The sequence below is a fragment of the Paenibacillus sp. Y859 genome (genome assembly GCF_056786405.1).
Window position 1 is genome coordinate 257101 of the sequence record NZ_JBXCIZ010000001.1, and the last position, 20659, is coordinate 277759.

Below are 20659 nucleotides of genomic sequence, written 5' to 3' on the forward strand. Positions count from 1 at the left end.
TACCATGGCAGTTGAATAGAAGACCGCCATGAATAGGAATATACCGAACCAACCGTATCCTATCTAAACGGAATGTGCGGATCGATAGCGGCTAGGAGTCATCCCAGATAAACGTTTAAAAGTATGGCAAAAGTGAGAAAGATCTTGAAAACCAACAGTCGCTGCGACTTCCGTGATCGGCAGTTCAGTTCCTTGTAAGAAGTCCTTTGCCTTATTCATTCGAATAGTGATCAAGGATTCATTAATAGAGGCTCCTGTATTCTGCTTAAATATCCTGAATAAGTAGGAACGCGACAAATGGAACTGTACACATAACGTTTCTGCGCTAATTGGCTCGTGGTGATGCTCCATCATATAACAGAGAATGTTCTCGACCAGCCTTTTCTGTTCACAGCTCCCTCCTTGATCTTCACCCGTTTCAAATTGATAACGTCCTAGTTGGGCAAATAATTGTAGGATGAGGCTTTTGACAATCAAAGGATAGCAAGGCTGTTTCTTATTAATTTCCCTTTCTAGTTGGGCCAGCGTATCCTGTAAATTCAATAACTGTCGGCCATTTAATTGAAAATGAATCGAATCATTATCTGGTTCTGGAAGCCATTGTCTAATTGTAATAGAAGAAGCCCTATCTTCTACATATAAATTTTCCAAATAACTTCTTTGGACCGCAAGAACATAGCGATGAAAGGGCACACTCCTATCTGGCCTCGAAAGATGTAACGCCATTGGACTGACAACGGTGAACGTTCCCATTCCCAGAGTATGTATCTGTTCACTGGCAATGAAATCACCATTTCCCTGTACACATAAATAAAGCTCAAATCCATTATGGGAGTGAAAATGTGGCTGTTCTAAGCTCGTTGTCCGATACGAGCAGTGAACTGGGAAATCCGATAGTATCGCATTCGTGAATTCATCCACTACGGATTCTGGCATATGAGACTCATCCTGCATATCGTACTTTTTAATAAGCTCCTCACTCTCCACTGTTTGTTCCCCTTTCCACTTATTTCTAATATGAAAGACAATATCCCAAACCGATAAGACGATAGACCAAGATTCACTTCATTCTACAATGTATATTGAATGTATACCTTTACACATCCATGGAGGAATGAATCGAATGCCAAATACGATTTCAAGCAATATTTTAAATCAAACTGCAGACCAGGTTTATCAATTTATGTTATTGGATCATCTGGGTAATTGGGGGATGGATATCCATCATTGGGACTGGGTTCCCGGCGTCGGTGTCATATCCATGCTGGCCTATTATGAAAGTACACAAAAAAGGGAGGTATTGGATGGCCTCGTCATGTGGGCACGCAGAAACATGCAACAATCGGAACATGTGAAAGTCATTAATTCCATGGCTCCTTTTACTATCTTCCCCGCCCTCTACGTACACACACAGGATCCTATATTTCTCGAGCAAGCCGAATACATCGGACGTTGGATGCTTACTGAAGCACCCCGTACCCGAGAAGGAGCATTCGAACATACGGTCACTGAAAATGTTAGCTTTCCAGAACAGGTGTGGGCCGACACTATCTTTATGGCGGTGTTATTCTTAGCACGTCTTGCTCACCTAACCGGCGAAGCCATCTATGCTAGGGAAGCCATTAAACAGTTGGAACTTCATTTGAGTCTGCTTGAAGACAAAGAAACCGGCGTATTGTTCCATGGTTGGAATTGCATCGCACAGGATCATATGTCCGCTGCTCGTTGGACTCGCGCTAATGCCTGGATCGCCGTTGGAACGCCTATGATTGTGCAGGAGTTGAAAGGATTAGCCTCTTTATCAGAGCAAGCTATAGAACGTTATCGCGCTATGATGCATGGACTAATTCACTTTCAGCAGTCTGATGGACTGTGGACTACCGTCATGGATCGATCCGATTTCTATCCGGAAGTCTCGGGAAGTGCCGGCATTGCCTGCGGAATCCTAAAAGCAGTTCGTCAAGGCTTATTAGACAACTCTTGCCAAGATTCGGCCTTTAGAGCTTTGGATGCCATTATGATTAAGATACTTCCAAGTGGAGAGGTAACTAGCGTTTCTGGTGGTACGCCAGTTATGCCTTCCATTGAAGCCTATAATGAAATTCCTTGTCATCCTACGCTTTATGGGCAAGGGCTTGTTCTAATGCTACTCTCTGAGTTGTATGTTAAGTAACTACACTTCAAACTCTATATCGTATAAAGAGTCTCAATGCTTACACCATTGAGACTCTCTTTGTAACATAACCTAACTATTCATCATACGGGATGATGATCATTCGGTTGTAAAGGAATAGATAACTCATACGGTGAACTATTCTGATTGCAAGTTGTAACCTTTGCTATCACATGACCGGCTTCTTCTACGACCGTAATCAGTGGCAATCTCTCAACCACCTCGCCTATAGCTAACGAGAATAGAAATGCGGATTTTTTGAGCGTATAAAAATCTATTACTTTTCGTTGACCCGCATAGATAACTAAATCTAAACCAACACTTTCTCCTTGTCCTTGCTTACTCACTTCCCAGCTCCATCCCTGCTGCTCTTTCTCTGCGCTGTCTGCAGCCATTCCCTCTTCAAAAGCTGCATAGATGCTGTCGAACCGCAAAGGCAATCCGTTAATGACTACTTGTGCCTTCGTTCCTTCCGTTTCAATACTCACATCATCAAGTAATCCTCCAAATTCCATACGAAGCCGGAAATCCGATACCTCTATACTACCCTGAATTCGATCCAACATCGGGTGGGTATCCCCACCATTGGTGAGGAACCGTACACCGAGAAGAAGATGTCCATGTTCCGCCGTAACACTGAGTACCCCCGAGCAATAGTCATATCCATCATGCAAGCAGCGCATCTGTAAATAAGTAGATGACCCGTTATTCTCGAAATAAGCGACCAATCCCCGTGTTTGGTTCCACATAATTTCATCTCTGAACATCCCTATTGTATACCGCGATGTCATGTGTGTTTCTGCCCATTTCACGAAACCAGTATCCTTATTTCGATAATAGGCCTGTTCAAGTACCTTGGTATCTACCTCAGTCATGAACAAATCTATATAAGTATCAGGGCATCGGCTGCCAGTGCCGAACCATTCGGCGTCATATTCGAGCTCATCATCAGAGAAGAATGACAGCTTGTTATCAGTAGCCATCTGTAGAAAGGATTTAATCTTGTTGGTCAGAAGTGTACTATAACTGCGACTATGTGGACCTGCCCACTGCTGGGAAATAGGATGATAATGCTCTGCCACCATCCGCCAAACCATGTCTAGTAGCCCAGAGACGATTTCCTTAGCCCTTTGATTAACCGAATGGGTATGAATTTTGGATAACTCTACGATAGCAATGACGGAATAATGAGGACTGTTGAATTCTTGGAAGGTCCCTAAGCCCTCCGTATAATGTTTTAACTTTTCCAGTCTTTGTAGCGAATAATCTATATAATCCTGACGTCCATAGAGTTCTCCAGCAATCAAAGTCACAAAAGCCCCCATAATACAAATATTCGTATAATGAGGTCCCACATCCCTTATGATGATCGCATCACACGCACAGATTATCCCTTGTGAAATCTGATCTCTCAGCTCTTCGGGAAGTCGATGACCGTGAATCAATACTGCAAGTACAAGCTCTTTACCACAGAAGTCGGCCCAGTTCCAGTCCGGTGGATCCATCTGTTTAAGCGGTTCCTCATAGAACCACGGCCATATGCCGAAGGTATCTCGTTCTGGGTCTCGATCTTGTAAAGTAAGTACGCATTTTATGACATCACAAGCCCTCTGTACATACTCGGGAACCTCTGTATTTAATAAGCCTACGGCATATAGCAACGATGGATGTGTAGGATGTACTACAGGATACAACTCGGTAGTTAATGTCGTATGATACCCAGGCGTGTGGAATGGCCTCAGCAGCATGTTAACATGTGGATCAAAGTCGGTTTCCTGGGAAATTATTTTTCTCAATAAAAGTTCTTTGTCATCCAACGATTGTGAATATCGGCTCATGTTTGAATCCTCACTTTCTGTTCCCGGCTTCTTGATTGTGAATGAGGAGAGATGCAATAACATGCTCTACTGCATCTCTCTCATTATCAAAGCTTTAAATTACCGTTACGATCATGACTTCACTTTCCTTTATACCCGAAGCATTCACCAGCTCTGCGCGATATTCATATGCACCCGAAGTTCGCTTAGTAATTTCAGTGATAACAGATTGAGCATTAGGAGTGGCCGCAGTCAACTGCTTTGTATCGATTAGCTGTCCGTTCTCGTAAAGATGATAATCCGTGGCGTTAGTCCCCCACCACATATTCATAGTTATCTTATACGCTCCGTCTTGATCCCAATTATCATTAGAGAGTATAGGCTTACCTGGTTCCATATTCGTCACGTCCACAATCATCGGTTCACATTCGGTCGTGCCTTTATCATTAATCAACTCGCAGGTGTATTCATAAGATCCATTAGACTTGCCTACGACTTGAACAGCAGTCTTCTGAGCAAGAGGCGTGGCATTCTCCATCGGTTGCGAATGGATCAACACACCGTTCTCATAGAGCTTATACATCCTTCCGTTCTCACCCCACCACATATCCATCGTAATGGTATAATCCCCGCCAAGGATCCCGTTATCATGAATATTGTTGGATAAGATAGGTTTACCTGGTACAGTAAATGCAGACTCGTATAAAGTAAGCTTCCCGATGTCTTCGCTCCCGCGTAGGAATACGTCGTCGTTCTGAGTATATATGGCTCTAACTTCTTTAATACCGCTGTCCGTATTGATCGGAATTACATACATGAAGTTTGCCTTACCCGTTACATCCGTGGTGGCTTCCCCCACTAAAAGGTCGTTTACATGGAAAGTAATAGATTGCCCTTCAATAGAGTCCCCATCACGATTCGTAAGCGCAGCCTGTAGTATTGCTTCACCTTCAATTGATGCTTCCGTATCGGCTACTTGGAGCGTTGTCCTGTAATAAATTGTGAATTGGACAGTCTCCGTTGCTATGTTCCCTGCATAATCCTCTGCCGTCACGATCAGCGTATGAATTCCATGCCCCGTTATGGGGGTATTTATCGTCCATTCCATTCCATCGAGCCATGCTTTACTTTCCTTCAGTCCATTTCCCGTATCCTTTACACTTATTATAGGAGTCACTTGATCGGTATAGTTCTCTCCACTTTCAACTCCAGATATCGTAATCATGGGACTCGTTAAATCCGCCTTCTGTAATAGAATCGGCTTGAACAAAGAGGCCTGCTTGCTTGAACCAATACCACTACCCCACTCCACATAGCCTTTACGAACATTACTGTCGTTCTCGTTGACGACGATAGACAGACTAAGAATACCGTCACTTGGAACGATCGGCGCCAGTTCACCCCATGGGAGAGCCAACTGGTAGATTGTATCTTTCTTCTCCTCATCTCTAGTTATTTGTAAATCAGGATTTGCTATGGTACCCGCCTCAACCCCTTGTGGCGCCATCCACCGATAGAGCTCCGGCCCTTGCGATGTTAAGGCCATACCATACTCATACCATTGTAAATTCTCTCCCGGCATTCCTGCAGACACGGCAAACTGGATACTATCACCTGCCCAGATTTCATCGCCCTGCTTCGACTGTGAGAACACATCGTCATGAACGCGTGCAACCATGTACAGATGCTCACTATCATAAGTGGACCAGAGACTCCCGCTGAAATCCTCTGGACCCTTATGGGAACCGATTCTTGAATTCACATCTGCTATAAGATCAATACCCACTAAATCTTGCAGATCCTCCAAGGAATTGACCGTTCGAAATATCAGTGGAACTCTTGATTCGGATGGAACAAGTTTAACGTTCCCTTCGATTAGCAACACCGCCCCATCGTCCATAAATAACTTAAATTGATAGGTTTGTAGTGTCCCTTCCGCCAATCCTAATAGCGGGAAGTCGACCGTCTGCAAGGTATTTCCGGGAATAATTACGTCATAGGCTTCCGAACCCGTAGATGACCCAATGCTCCAATCAATCTGCGTCAATCGGCGTTCTGTAGACCTTTCATTCACCATCGCCACTTCCATCACGTCAGCACCATTCTTAATTACATGCTTTGACGATACTTGCTCGGCCTGTTGGATCTCAACTGTTTCAGATAACCCTGCAAACATCGTCCCGGTGGTAAGTAAGGTAGCCGTCGCCTTCTTGTATCCAATCTTATCAATTCCCGGAAACTCAACAGTGTAATCTCCGGGTGCATTCACGGAAATTTCCTGTGTAATACCTTCGAAGCTTACCCTTGCGACAAGCTCCTCTTGCTCTGCAAGATCACTGACCTGGAGCACGAGTGTTACGGGATCGTTAGTATAAACGGAATCACTATGCAAGGAAAAAGGGCTTGATTGAACCAAGCTGTCCATGTCCCCATGAATAAACAGAGGCTCACCCGTCAATGTCAAATACACTTTCCCTTGAAATGGTGTATATGTGATCTTCCGCCCCATCATATCTGTCACTAGAAGGGGTTCTTGCGTATTCAAAGTGATATCTCTTTTATCCAATGACCACAGAACATTAATCTTTTCGCCATTCTTATCGAATGTATAGTAATAAATACCATCCTCTACATCTTGACTCACCGGAATCGCACCCGTTAGCTGTCTGGTAAGTGTAGCTAGAGCAACGTAGGCAGGCTTAGGCGTATATGCCCCTAACGCATCACCTGTATTATGGATGACTCCGAAATTATGCTCATTGTTGAGCTTATCCGTCCCAGTATCCATCAAGTTGTACCAGAATATTTTCTCAACACCCGCCGCGATACTCAGCACATAAGTGCGGATCAAATAGGCAGCCTGAGTCGTTTCATCTACACCCGTTGGGTTCAAATGGGTTGGCCAGCCAATCTCCGAGAACCACAGGGGGATGGTCTGGCCATTATTGTGATCGCGCACAAGTTGGTTCAATTCGTCAATCTCTTCTAGCAATCCTTCCGGTGTTTGAGGATAGCGGTAAGGGTGGACTGAAAGTGAATCCATATAATCCAGCCCACCAAGCTCGAATAAGTCTTCCAACCAATCTTCTGGAATTCCTGCCGTTGCGCCACCTACGACGTTTAGTTCCGGTTGAACCGATTTGGATGCCTCGTAACCCTTCTTCAGCATATTGAAGTAAATATTCGCTCTCGAGTCTGCAGGACCATTGCCACCAAAGTACGGCAGGTTGAACTCATTCCATATTTCACCTGAATTAATCTGACTTCCGAACTTTCCCAGCATGGCTTTCACATAATTTCCGTATGCGAGATGAGCTTCCTCTGTATAAGGTGTTTTACCTTCATCGTAATACTTATTGCTGAACGCGAAGGAGAGGAATGGATCGATGCCGAACTCGTTAAAAGATTGCATAGGAAGCGTAACCTTGGGATTAAACGAATATTGTCCTTTATTGACCTCTACTTCTGACCAATAAAAGGAGTCTCGTACGTTCTTGGTACCGGCATATTTAAGAAGTGGAATCATTTCCTTGTTCCAACTAATTCCATAATGGGTCTGTACACCGAATGGAGACTCCGTTACCGCCGCTAGATCAAACTCAGGAAGCGTGGCAAATGTCGTTTCCTTTGTATTGATTACGGCACCCCCTAAAGAAGCTACTACCTTCAATCTATAATATCCATCTTCAGTCACCGGTACGTTAAGACGAAGCTTACTTCCAGTGACTGGAGCAGTTCCGGTCGACACTGGCTCTCCCCATGCATTGAAGGTACTCCATTGAATAGCATCACCCGTTGTCAAAATGTCAAAATGGGCTGATTGGCTTCCTGCAAAGACGTTACCAACTTGAACCTGAGCAATGGCTAGCTCGGGAACCTCGACCTTAACTCGAATATTATCAATCCATATGGAGCCCATGGTTTTGCCTGCTTTCATCGATGCTTTAGTCAGCTTAAAGTGCATTTTCTTTAGCGGGCCATGCCATAATCCATCATTACTCCCTCCCCACTTTGTATAATTAACCCCCGATGTGAAAGAACTCACTGTAATCTTCTGCCATTCTGTTGTCTGATCTAGTATGATCGTCTGTTGATGATTCTGATTCGTGTTGTCTACCAATATCAGATCGAATTTAGCCATATCCGCTGTCTTCACCCACAAGCTGAGCTCCACAGCATCCGTAGGTAGTACACGTTTAAACAAGTACTTCTCCAAGGAAACATAACTGTTTGTATATCCCGAATTGCTACTAAAATTAAGCTCTAGTTTTCCTGAGGAACTCCCAGACTGAGCGTTCGTAGAATCCCTACTAAATTCACCATTTCCAAGCGCTCCACCGCTTCCAATCAAGAAGTCCCAAGCCTCATCAGCACTTTCAAAATCTCCTATCGTCAACTCAGGGGTACTTACTTCGGCATAAGTATGGGATTCAGGTAATCCCATTAGGATTAGAGATATAAATAAAGAAAGAAGGAAAGTAGCGACAAATTTAATTACATCCGATTTCTTCGATCTGATCATGTGCATACCACTCCTTTGTTTATAAGAAGTTTATTAGCAGAAAGACAGATTCTGTTGAAGATCACTTCTTAGAATCTGCCCTCCCACCTATGATCACAACTCTTTATTTACTAACTTATTTCAAGAATTCCTTATTTATTTCATACCATTCCTGGGCTAGCTTCTCAACATTTTCTCCACCAAGACGTTTCCATTCCTTTCGAACCTGCTCCATACCCGCTTCGGGACTTAATGTTTTACCCCCAGTTACGATCTTAACCTCAATCTGTGTCGCAATCGGAGCAAAGGTCGCAATCAGCTGACTCACTTCCGGTAAATCCGGACTAAACGCGATATCCCTACGATATTCATTTTTGAGCGCTACTTCTAAGGCTTGAGATTTAGCCTGAGCGATTTCTTGGGAAAGAGGATCTTGAGCAGCCATGACCGGAATCCATTCCGCTTTCGTATTCCATTGACTCAGAATTGAATATTCGTTAGCATAGGCTACTTCCTGCCGAAATTGATCTGAATCAAGCCTTTGCGGAACTTCACCATCTACCAATTTGTAATGTACATTCTCCTCGCCGAACTTCAAGCTCATCCAACCTTCTTCCAGCATCCAATCGAGGAATTTAATGGCTGTTTCGATTCTATCCTCATCCATGGTGCTGTTGAATGCGACTAGAACATTGGAAGGTAATTCTTGGTACAGACCATTTTTCCCATATTGGCTCGCCACAGATTCTAATGGAGCCAGCTTGGCTTCAGGAACATTCACCTTTAGATCCCGAATTTCATTATCCATACTCCAGTTAGCAAAATAGATCCCTGCCTTACCTGTCGTCCATAGTTGAGTTGCACGCTGGAAGTTACTATCGGTAATATACTCTTTATCAATCAGTTCTTGGTCGAATAATGACTTCTGAAAGGTAAGTGAATCAGTAAAGCGATCTAACGTTCTGGCATATTTCATCTGGCCATCTTCTAAGTACCACTGGTTCTCATTGGTGAAGAAGAAAGCACGCATAATTTGTACAGCATTACCGTTAAATACAATGGGTACCGTATCGTCTTGCCCATTACCATCGGGGTCTTCGTCCTTAAATTTCTGAGCCACCTCAATTAGTTCTTCTACTGTTGTAGGCGCCTTAAGTTGCAGCTTATCCAGCCAATCCTGTCGAATCCACATGCCGTTGTTAGCAATAGACTCAATACTCCTCTTACTTGTAACCGCATACATCTTACCGTTGATTGTCATAGCAGACTTCAATTCAGGATTATCCTCTAAATACTTTTTCAAGGTTGTACTGTACTTTTCAATGAAAGTATCAATGGGCTGAATAGCCCCCTGATTCGCTAATTGAGCGATATAATTTCGATCATATTCCCATATTAGGTCTGGTGCGCTACCTGCCGCGATAAGTGTACTTAACTTTTGTTGAGCTTGACCCCGATCAACCGGAATCCACTGAACCGTAGCTGGTGAATTTTCATTGATCCATTTCGTCCACCGATTGCTTTCGTAGCTACCTTCCTCCGTAGCCACACTCCCACGGTCAAAGGCTGAAATACTTATTTCTTTCTTCGTTTCTGCTGAATTATTCTCTGAGGTTGTAGCAGCTGGGCTACTTGTTACGGGCGATGCTGATGGATTCTCCGATGTAGTTTTATTGCTGCAAGCTACCAGGATCATCATAAGTGATAAGCTTGCCACTAGGACCGTTTTCCACAAATACTTTGCTTTTCTCAATTGCTTCATCCCCTTATTAGATAGTTATAGTTATGCCTATATCAAGGACATATAGTCCGACGATATCATCCTTTTACAGATCCGATTAATACCCCTTTAACGAAATGCTTCTGCAAGAACGGGTATACGATCAGAATAGGGGTGACCGCTATCACGATAGCTGCGGCTTTGATCCCTTCCGGTGTCAGCATCACCTGTCCCACCCCTTCGCTCCCGGAGACATTATTCAATAAACTTTGATTCACTTGGAGAATCATTTGATAGAGCTTAAGTGTTAATGTCTGCTGAGTACTCTTCGTAATATATAGCAACACGTTGAAATAGGAGTTCCACCAACCCACGGCATAAAACAATGAGAGTGCAGCCATTATCGGCTTACATAAAGGAAGAATAATCTGGACTAGAATCCTCCAGTCTCCGGCACCGTCGATGGCCGCTGATTCCTCAATTTCCTCGGGTAAGCCTTCCATAAATGTCTTCATGACAAACATGTTATAGGTACTAATTAAAGCCGGTAGCCACAATGACCAATAAGAATCCATAAGTCCCAGTGATTTAATAAGAATAAAATTGGGGATGATCCCCGTAGTTAACAACATCGTGAATATGATAAACATAAGTAGCAGACTACGTCCCTTAAGTCTTCGTCTAGAAAGAGGATAGGCAGCTAATGTCGTTAATACCATATTTAGTAGTGTACCTACAATAGTTACTACAATCGTGTTCCCCATGGCGCCAAAAAGCTGACCGTCATCGAAGAGTCGTACATAGGCATTTACGTTAAATTCAACTGGCCATAAAGACACTTCACCCGCCGTTATAGCCCTACTACTGCTAAAGGAAGATACAATGACATACCATAACGGGTATAAAGCCATTAGTGAAAAGCACCCGAGTATGGTGTAATTTATAGTCGTCCACAACCGAGACACGACGGATACGTTGTTTCTTCGAGATAGCATCATTTACCATAGACCCCTCTCCCCAAACATTCGGGTTAATCGATTTACACCTACCACCAGAGTCAAGCTGACCAGTGATTGGAACAAGCCTAATGCAGTCGTATAGCTATAATTCATATTTTGCAAGCCAACCCTGTATACATACGTACTAATAACATCCGCAACATCTAGTACAGATTGATTCTGTAGGATCAATGTTTGCTCTAGTCCAACGTCCATCATATTACCCATGCGTAGAACTAGCAGAATAGCAACGGTACTACGAATCCCCGGAAGTGTAATATGCCAGGTTTGGCGTAATTTACTCGCTCCGTCGATCTTAGCGGCCTCGTATAGTTGAGGGTCGATCGAAGCCATTGCTGCTAAATAGAGAATCGTACCCCATCCTGCTTCTCGCCATATACCTGACAGCGTATACGCTACTGGCCACCATCTAGAATTAGCCATAAAGTAAATCGGTTCAATACCGAATACATGCTCAAGTACTGCATTAACAACACCAGTACTTGGCGAAAGGATAGCGATAAAGATACCACCCAAGACAACCCATGATATAAAATGAGGCAAATACAGTAAGTTCTGTACTGTCCTCTTATACCATTCTTTGCGAACTTCATTTAGTAAAAGAGCCAGTATGATAGGTACTGGAAAACCAAAAACAAGACTGTACACGTTCAATACTAGCGTATTTCGAAGAACTCTCCAGAAATCAATACTCCCGAATAAACTTTCAAAATGCTTGAATCCAACCCATTGACTACCGAATATCCCATCCCCTAAGCGATAATCTTTGAACGCTATAATCTCGCCTACCATCGGAGAGTATTTAAATAAAAGATAAAACCCGATAACAGGTAGCAGCATCAGGTACAAATGTCGGTCCCTCTTTAATCGGTTGAATACATTGGGAGTCCTTGGCTTCGTTCTCGTCCATGTCGACTCTGAATCGGCCAGTACAGTTTCGAGTTCGGGTCGTTTATGCTTCATTGGGTTCATCCTTTCTTGGTTTGGAGGCCTAAGTACGTCTGGGCAATTCAATCGTACCTTGGGATAGAATCTATGGATATAGACACGATCTAAACACGATGACTATTCTTGCTATAGGTACAGTCACCATTCTTAAACAGGGTTCATTTTCTTGTGATATTACATGAATATACCTACAGGGACGTGGGTTTCTAGTCGTAAGACACACAACTCAAAAAGACATATACAGAGATCATTCTTCCACAAGTGAAGAAGATCTCAAATATATGTCTTGATATTAAAGATATTAAATGCTTGATTATTGTTCATTATCAGTCCGTGACTTGGCTCGGTACTCTAACGGGGTCATCCCTGTATACTTCTTAAATGTTCGTAGGAAACTTCGTGCGTTTAGATAACCAACAGCTTCGGCAATCTCGTTCACTTTCATGTCCTTCCCTGCTAGAAATTTCTGAGAAGCAGTAATCCGGATTCCGATCAAATAATCAATGAAGTTACTTTCGGTATATTCTTTAAACTGTTTGCTTATATAAGTTGGACTTAAATGGAACACTTGGGCAAGCTTTTCCAAAGAAAGATCACTTTCCTGAAAATGTTCTCCGATATAGATGAGCATACGTTCAATAGTCTCATTACTTCCCCTCTGCCTCCGCTTAGCTTTGATTCTGCCAGCCATCTCTTCTAGAAACGAGAAGACAATCCTCTCCATCTCCTTCAAGTCTCCACTGCGGTTAATCAGCTCATAGATGTTGTCCAGTTGGCTCATCGATTCCTTCAGGTCGATTCCTATGGAACCAACGGACTGTACCGATTTTATAATGATATCAAAAGAAAGCTGACGGATCAGATCTGGAGGCAAATTGCTATCTATCGCCTCTCGAAATGTCTCCTTCACATACTTCATCAGCTTCACCGTATCCGTCATCTTCAGTGCGTCCGTAATTCGGTCCGATGTACGAATCAATCGATAATAATCTTGGCTGTCCAGAGGCTGTAGGTCTTCAATGGAGATAACGGAATGCTGGCCGAACACCATCTTATAATGAAGCGCCTTCTGTGATTCATCGTATGATTTAGGAATTTCCCTCATCTCACTATAGCCTCGACCCACGCCAACAGTCACGATCAGATCGAATTGCTTCTTCATAATATCGAGGATTAGCTCCATAATCGCAAGCGAACGTAAGTGATTCTGCTCCGCATCTCCTTCTGCAAAGCTGAAAATGACTGCTGCACGCCCCCCTCCTAAGTCAATAGCCATCCCAGCGTTCTCTAGATTAATCATTTCCTCCGCAACATTACAGAATGCATAAGTATAAAGTGTCTCATCCTGAGCCCTTAAGTCTATTCCCTCTTTGCTAATCTCCGCCGTACATACAAGAAATCGATCCGGGTATAAATGAACACCCACGAACTCAAGATGATGAAGCACAGCCAGATAATCCGTTCGATACCCCACAAGCATATCCATCATGATTCTCCACTTCAGTACCGGCTTCGAGTCCCGCACATGTCGCTGAAGATGTTCTCTGTCCAGCATTAATTGGTCGAATACGCTTTCCAGATAAGGAAGTCCAGCATCTGTTTGTTCATAGTTCTCGCTGAATTTATATGTACCCGACATTTTGCCCACCAATTGATTAAGCGGTTTAAATGTCCAACGGTTTACGTAAAACAACACGATCAACGCTAGCAGAATCATACCCGCCGCCAGAGTAATCAGCAGATTCCGCGTAACTTTGAGCGGCTCATAGATCTGTGACTCTGGAAGGATGCTGATCAATTTCCAACCTGTATAATTGGAATCAAGGTAAAATATCGATTGACGGTCACCATTAATCTGCTCTGTAAATGACCCGCTTCCTTTTTTAGTGAGCACATTTTTAATATAAGGCAGTTCCTTTAAATTACGATAGATTTGACTTTTGTCATCGTGAGTCACCACATTTCCATCGTTATCCATAATAAACATATGACCCATGTTGCTATCCTCGTAGACTACTTTAACCATATCGTATAATACCTTTTCATTAATATTGACGGCAACAATTCCCTTACGATATCCCGGGCTACTGATCGTTGGGTAAGTCCTCACTAAAGTGATCACATCTTTATTCCCGTTACCTTCCCATACCTGGTGGGTAGTTAGCCACTTGAAATATACTGGCATATCCAAATAATCATCCAACCAGTTATCCATCAAGGGGGCATCCTTCATATACACTTTGTCCGTCAGAATGTGACCGCTTACAGAAGAATAAACAAAAATGGACGAGAACTGAGGATTGGCATCAATAAATTTCCTCAACTTCGTGTTTAATCCAAAAAAATTACTATATTTCTGACCATCATCCGAATAGCTATCGAGCATAAAGTAAACGAATTCAAGCTCGTTCATAAGCGCTAGCAGATCCTTTTCCGTCTGACGAAAGGCCACCTCAATCTTCTGATCGACTTGTTTCAATAAAGCAAGGTTCGTATCATTCAGATCACTCTCTAGCTTACCTACTGTTCCTATATACGATAACCCAAAGGTCAGCGTGATGATTACTAAGAATACGAGCCCATAAACCAGCATAATCTTAGTCGATATGCTTATCTTCATCATGCTATACCTCCAAATGGAATTTCTTTCGGGTTAGACCTCACTTCTTTCACTGACAACCTGGATATCTATCTCTCCATCAGCTTCTACCCTATGGACATCTGTGTTTAAGAACAACTGAATGATTTCTTCTGCCTGTACCACTTCAGTACCACTAAATCCCACAAATATGGATTCCCTTCTGGATTCCGGTATTGATTCTCACAAAGGAGTTCAACCGATTATATGCAACACTTCCGATCTCGATGCATCCCACAGCGAATAGAGTATCAGTGAGTACGACTTCAAATTACGCAATAATCTTACAGCATCAAACACCAATCCCCTACATATCCAACCACTCCAAATCCCCTTATGGTAGCTAACGCAAAACGGAAAATCCTTGACAACCTATCGAGAATAAGCCATTATATGAATACATTTAATAATTCATCGGCGTGAAGTACAAGCCGCTTTAATACGATAGCTCATATGAGCATTATCGTATTAAAGCGGCTTTCTTTTTATATAGTGACTACAAGTTAGGGGGATGTGAATTTGTTTGAAGATGTCTATGAGGTATGGCTGTACAAACACATTGCCGAAGAGAAGAACCCCAGAGTGCGGGAACTTCTACTCAAAGGATTAGGACATGGAACGATAGAATTTCTTCGTTCAATCTGGTTTCCAGCAGTAGGGAATCTAGATTATTTGTATCCTGAATATGAGGTGCGTGACTTTAATAACGGATGCCGCTACCTTGACCTCGCTTACAGACCAAACGATGCAAAGGGCTGTATAGAGATTCATGGATATCGATCTCACGCGAGGGACATCGAAGTCAGTCGCTTTAAAGATTTATGTATGAAGCAAGCCTTGCTTGTACTTGACGATTGGATATTCCTACCCATCGCTTATCCCTCAATTAAAGAAGATCCGGGCGTCTGCAAACAATTAGTGCTCGCATTTGTCGGAAAGTTCCTATCCACAGTAGTACCTTCTGATCTTAACTGGGCTGAGGCAGAAACGTTACGCTTTGCCCGTAGATTGATGCGTCCTTTCACACCACGAGAACTTTCTACTCATCTGCAACTCTCGGATCGCCACTCAAGACATATTTCTCTCGAATTAGTGCATAAAAAGATACTGGTCGTTGCAAGCGGAGTCCAGCGGTATCGCACATTTAGGTTACCATAGTAGACGTATCGTATCTCTTAGTAAGCATATCGCATCTTCGAATTTCTAACGGAAATCACAGACTCTATTCGATGGAAAGACACCTTTATAAAATTCTAACGGAAGTACACGCCCCTATATGTAAATAAACAGCCCAGATCGTGCAAAAAGGATCAAATAAGGTCTCCTAGATCCGTTAGAATTTCAAAAGTGGTGTATACGGCCAAATAAGGTCTCCTGCTTCCGTTAGAGTATATAATGAGAAAAGAGGCTGATCCTATTGGATCAACCTCTTCCTCATTATAGTCTCTAAGCGATGCATGAATAGAATCGCTATCTGGCTATCTCGTTAACTGGCTACCAGTGAACTATTCGCTACGCAATGCGGTTACTGGATCCTTCTTCGCTGCCATCTTCGCAGGAATGAATCCACCTACCATCGTAAGTACTACGCTAATAATACCAAGCGTTAGCGCATGCATAGGATCAAGCTGTGCAACATTAGAGAGATCCGTTAGATTATAAAGTATTGCATTGACTGGAATTGTCAACAGATACGTTATACCAATTCCAAGAATCCCTGAACAAGCTCCAATGATAAAGGTCTCTGCATTAAACACACGCGTGATATCCTTCTTCCTTGCTCCCAATGCGCGAAGAACACCAATTTCCTTCGTTCTTTCCATCACTGAAATGTAAGTTATGATAGCAATCATGATTAGGGAGACCACGAGGGATATTGCCGCAAATGCAATCAGCACCATTGTAATACCATCCATAATGCCTCCTGAGATACTTGTGACAATCGCTGCCAGATCCGTGTATATCACTTTGTCTTTTGTATCCAAATTCGCATTCCACTCATCCAGATAAGCGTTAACTTTTTCCTTTGATCCAAAGTCTAATGGATACAGAGAGACTGATGTTGGAATCTCCGTTGCTCCCAAGGAGGCAAGAATATCAGCCTTCGTCGAAGTCGTTGGGGTGACTGCTGCCATAGCAGCAGCCATGCTAGGATCCATAGTTGGCATTCCAGGTTGAGTCATCCCTGCCATTCCACTACCAGCTATGTCTTGAGAGAGCATTTGTCCTGTTAACACGTTATAGTCAGCTTCCTGTTGTGCCTTTACAATTTCTGAACTCTTCGCATCTTCAATAAAGTAAGTTGCCAGTTCATCAGAATATGCAATTCCCGCAGCTAAAGTAGACATCTTGGATTCTTCCTGACCGCGGATAACACCGACAATATCTAAAGTGATTGCATCGTCGCTATTATACATATCAATCAGATTCGTAGCTGTTCCTTTCACTGCGAACTGCTCACCATTTCTTTGATAATAGTCATCGTTCTTCATGAGCTTTAACTCATAACCAATCAGATCAGCGAAGTCAATACTATCGACATTATAGTCCAGACCCAACGCATCAATTGAAGCTTCTGTCAGACGATTATATTCATCCACGATCAGTACAAGATCCGTCTTCTCCGAAGGAAAACTTCCCTCAAGCACATCATAGTACTGCTCTAAATAACTTTCTGTGGAAGCCCCCTGTTTACTAGGATAAGAAGAAAAGCTAATATTCCCCTTATTAACCGTGCTAGCCTTTTCTCCATCTGATTTCAACATATTCATATTAACCGTACGCGTATATGATATCCCATCAATCAGTTTAGGGTCGATCTTCTCCAGATAGGCTAAATATTCTGTTGTCAGCACATTCGTATGAAGGATTGAATTCGCAGTTGGATCATACGGTATCAACTTCTTCTCTGTCGGATAAGACGGTAGATCTGTCCCCCCCATAGCAGCATGTTGTGATACATCAACACTCATAGCAGTCTGGTTGATCGTAATAGGGAAATTAGACATAGCCCCTGCTTCATAGGAACTGATCTGCTTATCAAATCCATTCGATAAAGATAGAATCAATGCAATACCAATAATACCAATACTTGAGGCAAAAGCAGTTAAGCCCGTTCTCCACTTCTTCGTCGCAATATTTTTACCTGATAATTTTAATGCCGTTAAGAAACTCATACTCGTTTTCTTGAGCGTATAGCTGGATGATATCTTTTGGTTCGCCAGCGGGTTAGTATCAGATATTGACTTGCCGTCGGAGAACTTAATGACCCGGTCCGCATATTGTTCTGCCAATTCAGGATTATGCGTCACCATAATAACTAGTTTATCTGCCGCAATGGTCTTGATAAGCTCCATAATTTGTTCACTAGTTTCTGTATCCAACGCTCCTGTTGGTTCATCTGCTAGAATAATATCTGGATTATTCGCTAGAGCACGAGCAATAGCTACACGTTGCATTTGCCCTCCAGACAATTGATTCGGTTTCTTATGCACATGGTCTTTCAATCCGACCTTTTCAAGCACTTCTAATGCCTTCTTCTTCTTCTCCGAAGTGGACACACCACTAAGTGTCATACCCATTTCGACGTTATCCACGATGCTTAAGTGCGAAATCAGATTATAACTCTGAAATATAAACCCTACACTATTATTACGATAAGCATCCCAATCACCATCTTGAAAATTCTTCGTCGATTGTCCATTAATTGTGAGTTCTCCACTATCATATTGATCTAAACCACCAATTAAATTCAATAATGTTGTCTTACCCGACCCACTCTGCCCAAGAATAGCAACGAACTCACTTTTCCTGAAATTGAGGCTCACCTTATCCAAAGCTACCTGTGTGAAATCCCCAGTCTTGTAACTCTTCGTAATATCTTTTAACTGTAACATGTTGATGCTTCTCCCCTTCCAAATAACTATGTCTCTATGATTATAGAACAAGTATATCAAACAATTATAAACTAAACCTAAACTGAGCCTAATTACGTGGAATCATTATATTCTTGTGATTTAAATGAATGAGGTATACTAATATGTATTGTATATAAGATTCCCCCTGGAGGTCATAGTATGTTTACTATTCTAGTTGTTGAAGATGATCACAAATTGCGTCAACTATTCTGTACCGTTCTTAGCAGAAACGGTTATCATCCAAGATCTGCGGAAGATGGCGAGGCAGCCCTCGCTATTCTGGATAAGGAATATATCGATTTAATTATCTCAGATATTATGATGCCACGTATAGATGGCTACGAGCTTACGAGAACACTTAGAGAAGCAAACTTCAATCTCCCCATCTTGATGGTAACGGCACGGGAGAGCTTTGCTGATAAACAACAAGGTTTTCTCGTTGGGATAGATGATTATATGGTGAAACCGATTGATGTTAATGAAATGATTCTACGTGTCGGTGCCCTACTCCGCCGCGCCAAAATTATGACTGAACGCAAAATCGAATGTGGGAATACCCTGTTAGACTATGATTCTTTAACGGTCTTTCAACAAGATAGCAGCATTCTTCTACCGCAGAAAGAATTTTACCTTCTATATAAACTCATATCCTATTCTAATAAAACATTCACGAAACAACAACTGATGGATGAAATTTGGGGGATGGATTCTGAATCGGATGAACACACGATCGTTGTGCATATCAATCGCTTGCGGGAACGCTTTAAGGAATGCGAAGATTTTGAGATCGTGACCGTAAGGGGGCTTGGTTATAAGGTGGTGAAATCATCATGATTCAACGCAAAAGAAATAGTCTGTGGTGGTATTTTGTATCGAAGGTATTTCTTATTATGCTTTCTGCTTCTGTCATGCTAGCTCCAGTAGCATACTTTTATATTCGCAATGAAAATATAACCCAACATAACGGAAGTCCCATTCCTGTTCTTCTACTCATGGTCTTGTTCAGTCTTGTCATCGGTACAATCATAACATTCATGGTCGGCAAAAGAATTTTATCTCCTATTACTGATTTCAGCAATGCAGCTAAGGAAATCGCCAACGGAAACTTTGACATTGATTTGAACGAATCTCATCGGGTGAACGAAATTAATGAGGTAGCACATCACTTTAACATTATGGTTCAAGAACTTCGCAGTATCGAAACACTTCGAAACGATTTCGTCGTTAACGTATCTCATGAATTCAAAACGCCCATTGCAGCCATTGAAGGTTATGCCACTCTGTTGCAGGATAAGAATATTACTAAGGAAGAGCATGATGAATATACAGAGATGATCGTAAATAGTGCACGTCAATTGTCTACATTATCAGGGAACATTCTAAAGATCTCCAAGCTTGAGAATCAAGAGGTCATTTCTGGAAAAATAGAGTATCGTCTAGACGAACAAATTCGCCAAGCCATATTGCTACTAGAATCGATCTGGTCATCTAAACAACTGATTCTAAATATCGAGCTTGCAAAGCTTACCTATCACGGAAATGAAGAGCTCATGATGCAAGTGTGGTTGAACCTGCTTGGTAATGCGATTAAATTCACGCCAACAGGCGGAGAAATATCCGTTGCCCTCATATCTAATGACAACGGAATCTCGGTAATTATATCTGACAACGGTATAGGAATGACAAACAAAGTAAGTAAGCATATCTTCGAAAAATTCTATCAAGAAGATCATGCCAGATACTCAGAAGGCAACGGTCTCGGTCTCCCCTTAGTCAATCGTATCATTAACCTATGCGGTGGGAAGATTGACGTTATAAGCGAATTAGGTGAAGGCTCAACCTTTACGGTTAGATTGCCTATGGATTGAAGTAGGAGATGGATATAATCCCGAGCTAGCCTTAAGTGGTCGCTCGGGATTATATCCA

General features: G+C 42.5%; 13 protein-coding genes. 4 read left to right on the top strand and 9 right to left on the bottom strand.

What is annotated here, in order from left to right:
• Nucleotides 1–63 precede the first annotated feature (63 nt).
• Complete coding sequence (locus AC1TO8_RS01335; protein WP_482053822.1) at nucleotides 64–987, bottom strand: AraC family transcriptional regulator; 924 nt, start codon at nucleotides 985–987, stop codon at nucleotides 64–66.
• A gap of 136 nt (nucleotides 988–1123) precedes the next feature.
• Between AC1TO8_RS01335 and AC1TO8_RS01340 the strand changes: the two genes are divergently transcribed.
• On the top strand, nucleotides 1124–2173 hold the full coding sequence (locus AC1TO8_RS01340; protein WP_482053823.1) for a glycoside hydrolase family 88/105 protein: 1050 nt from the start codon (nucleotides 1124–1126) through the stop codon (nucleotides 2171–2173).
• An 83-nt stretch (nucleotides 2174–2256) separates the two neighbouring features.
• On the opposite strand, the gene AC1TO8_RS01345 is transcribed toward AC1TO8_RS01340, so the two are convergent.
• The 7 genes from AC1TO8_RS01345 to AC1TO8_RS01375 form a co-directional block, all read right to left on the bottom strand.
• Nucleotides 2257–4011 carry a hypothetical protein gene (locus AC1TO8_RS01345; RefSeq protein WP_482053824.1) on the bottom strand — a complete coding sequence of 585 codons (1755 nt, stop codon included), beginning with the start codon at nucleotides 4009–4011 and terminating at the stop codon, nucleotides 2257–2259.
• A gap of 94 nt (nucleotides 4012–4105) precedes the next feature.
• A complete protein-coding gene (locus tag AC1TO8_RS01350; RefSeq protein WP_482053825.1) occupies nucleotides 4106–8512 on the bottom strand; it encodes a hypothetical protein in 4407 nt (1468 codons plus the stop codon).
• Nucleotides 8513–8627: 115 nt separating this feature from the next.
• Nucleotides 8628–10244 carry an extracellular solute-binding protein gene (locus AC1TO8_RS01355; RefSeq protein WP_482053826.1) on the bottom strand — a complete coding sequence of 539 codons (1617 nt, stop codon included), beginning with the start codon at nucleotides 10242–10244 and terminating at the stop codon, nucleotides 8628–8630.
• 65 nt (nucleotides 10245–10309) lie between these two features.
• The gene (locus tag AC1TO8_RS01360; RefSeq protein WP_482053827.1) at nucleotides 10310–11122 is read right to left on the bottom strand and encodes a carbohydrate ABC transporter permease; all 813 of its coding nucleotides are present in this window, start codon (nucleotides 11120–11122) and stop codon (nucleotides 10310–10312) included.
• 87 nt (nucleotides 11123–11209) lie between these two features.
• A complete protein-coding gene (locus tag AC1TO8_RS01365) occupies nucleotides 11210–12193 on the bottom strand; it encodes an ABC transporter permease (protein WP_482053828.1) in 984 nt (327 codons plus the stop codon).
• A 298-nt stretch (nucleotides 12194–12491) separates the two neighbouring features.
• A complete protein-coding gene (locus AC1TO8_RS01370) occupies nucleotides 12492–14801 on the bottom strand; it encodes a helix-turn-helix domain-containing protein (protein ID WP_482053829.1) in 2310 nt (769 codons plus the stop codon).
• A gap of 30 nt (nucleotides 14802–14831) precedes the next feature.
• On the bottom strand, nucleotides 14832–14963 hold the full coding sequence (locus AC1TO8_RS01375; protein ID WP_482054513.1) for a hypothetical protein: 132 nt from the start codon (nucleotides 14961–14963) through the stop codon (nucleotides 14832–14834).
• Between the two features lie 366 nt (nucleotides 14964–15329).
• On the opposite strand from AC1TO8_RS01375, the gene AC1TO8_RS01380 reads away from it, so the two are divergent.
• On the top strand, nucleotides 15330–15974 hold the full coding sequence (locus tag AC1TO8_RS01380) for a transcriptional regulator (protein ID WP_482053830.1): 645 nt from the start codon (nucleotides 15330–15332) through the stop codon (nucleotides 15972–15974).
• A 347-nt stretch (nucleotides 15975–16321) separates the two neighbouring features.
• On the opposite strand, the gene AC1TO8_RS01385 is transcribed toward AC1TO8_RS01380, so the two are convergent.
• Nucleotides 16322–18712: an ABC transporter ATP-binding protein/permease gene (locus tag AC1TO8_RS01385; protein ID WP_482053831.1), complete on the bottom strand. Its 2391-nt coding sequence runs from the start codon at nucleotides 18710–18712 to the stop codon at nucleotides 16322–16324.
• A 180-nt stretch (nucleotides 18713–18892) separates the two neighbouring features.
• Between AC1TO8_RS01385 and AC1TO8_RS01390 the strand changes: the two genes are divergently transcribed.
• Both AC1TO8_RS01390 and AC1TO8_RS01395 read left to right on the top strand, forming a co-directional pair.
• A complete protein-coding gene (locus AC1TO8_RS01390) occupies nucleotides 18893–19567 on the top strand; it encodes a response regulator transcription factor (RefSeq protein WP_482053832.1) in 675 nt (224 codons plus the stop codon).
• On the top strand, nucleotides 19564–20601 hold the full coding sequence (locus AC1TO8_RS01395; protein WP_482053833.1) for a HAMP domain-containing sensor histidine kinase: 1038 nt from the start codon (nucleotides 19564–19566) through the stop codon (nucleotides 20599–20601). Before AC1TO8_RS01390 ends, AC1TO8_RS01395 begins: the two co-directional genes overlap by 4 nt.
• The last annotated feature ends 58 nt before the right edge of the window (nucleotides 20602–20659 follow it).

Bases quoted from the DNA above. Each gene is read 5' to 3' on its own strand.
- AC1TO8_RS01340 (WP_482053823.1), top strand. From the start codon at position 1,124: ATGCCAAATACGATTTCAAGCAATATTTTAAATCAAACTGCAGACCAG.
- AC1TO8_RS01345 (WP_482053824.1), bottom strand. From the start codon at position 4,011: ATGAGCCGATATTCACAATCGTTGGATGACAAAGAACTTTTATTGAGA.
- AC1TO8_RS01350 (WP_482053825.1), bottom strand. From the start codon at position 8,512: ATGATCAGATCGAAGAAATCGGATGTAATTAAATTTGTCGCTACTTTC.
- AC1TO8_RS01360 (WP_482053827.1), bottom strand. From the start codon at position 11,122: ATGGCTTTATACCCGTTATGGTATGTCATTGTATCTTCCTTTAGCAGT.
- AC1TO8_RS01365 (WP_482053828.1), bottom strand. From the start codon at position 12,193: ATGAAGCATAAACGACCCGAACTCGAAACTGTACTGGCCGATTCAGAG.
- AC1TO8_RS01370 (WP_482053829.1), bottom strand. From the start codon at position 14,801: ATGATGAAGATAAGCATATCGACTAAGATTATGCTGGTTTATGGGCTC.
- AC1TO8_RS01385 (WP_482053831.1), bottom strand. From the start codon at position 18,712: ATGTTACAGTTAAAAGATATTACGAAGAGTTACAAGACTGGGGATTTC.
- AC1TO8_RS01390 (WP_482053832.1), top strand. From the start codon at position 18,893: ATGTTTACTATTCTAGTTGTTGAAGATGATCACAAATTGCGTCAACTA.
- AC1TO8_RS01395 (WP_482053833.1), top strand. From the start codon at position 19,564: ATGATTCAACGCAAAAGAAATAGTCTGTGGTGGTATTTTGTATCGAAG.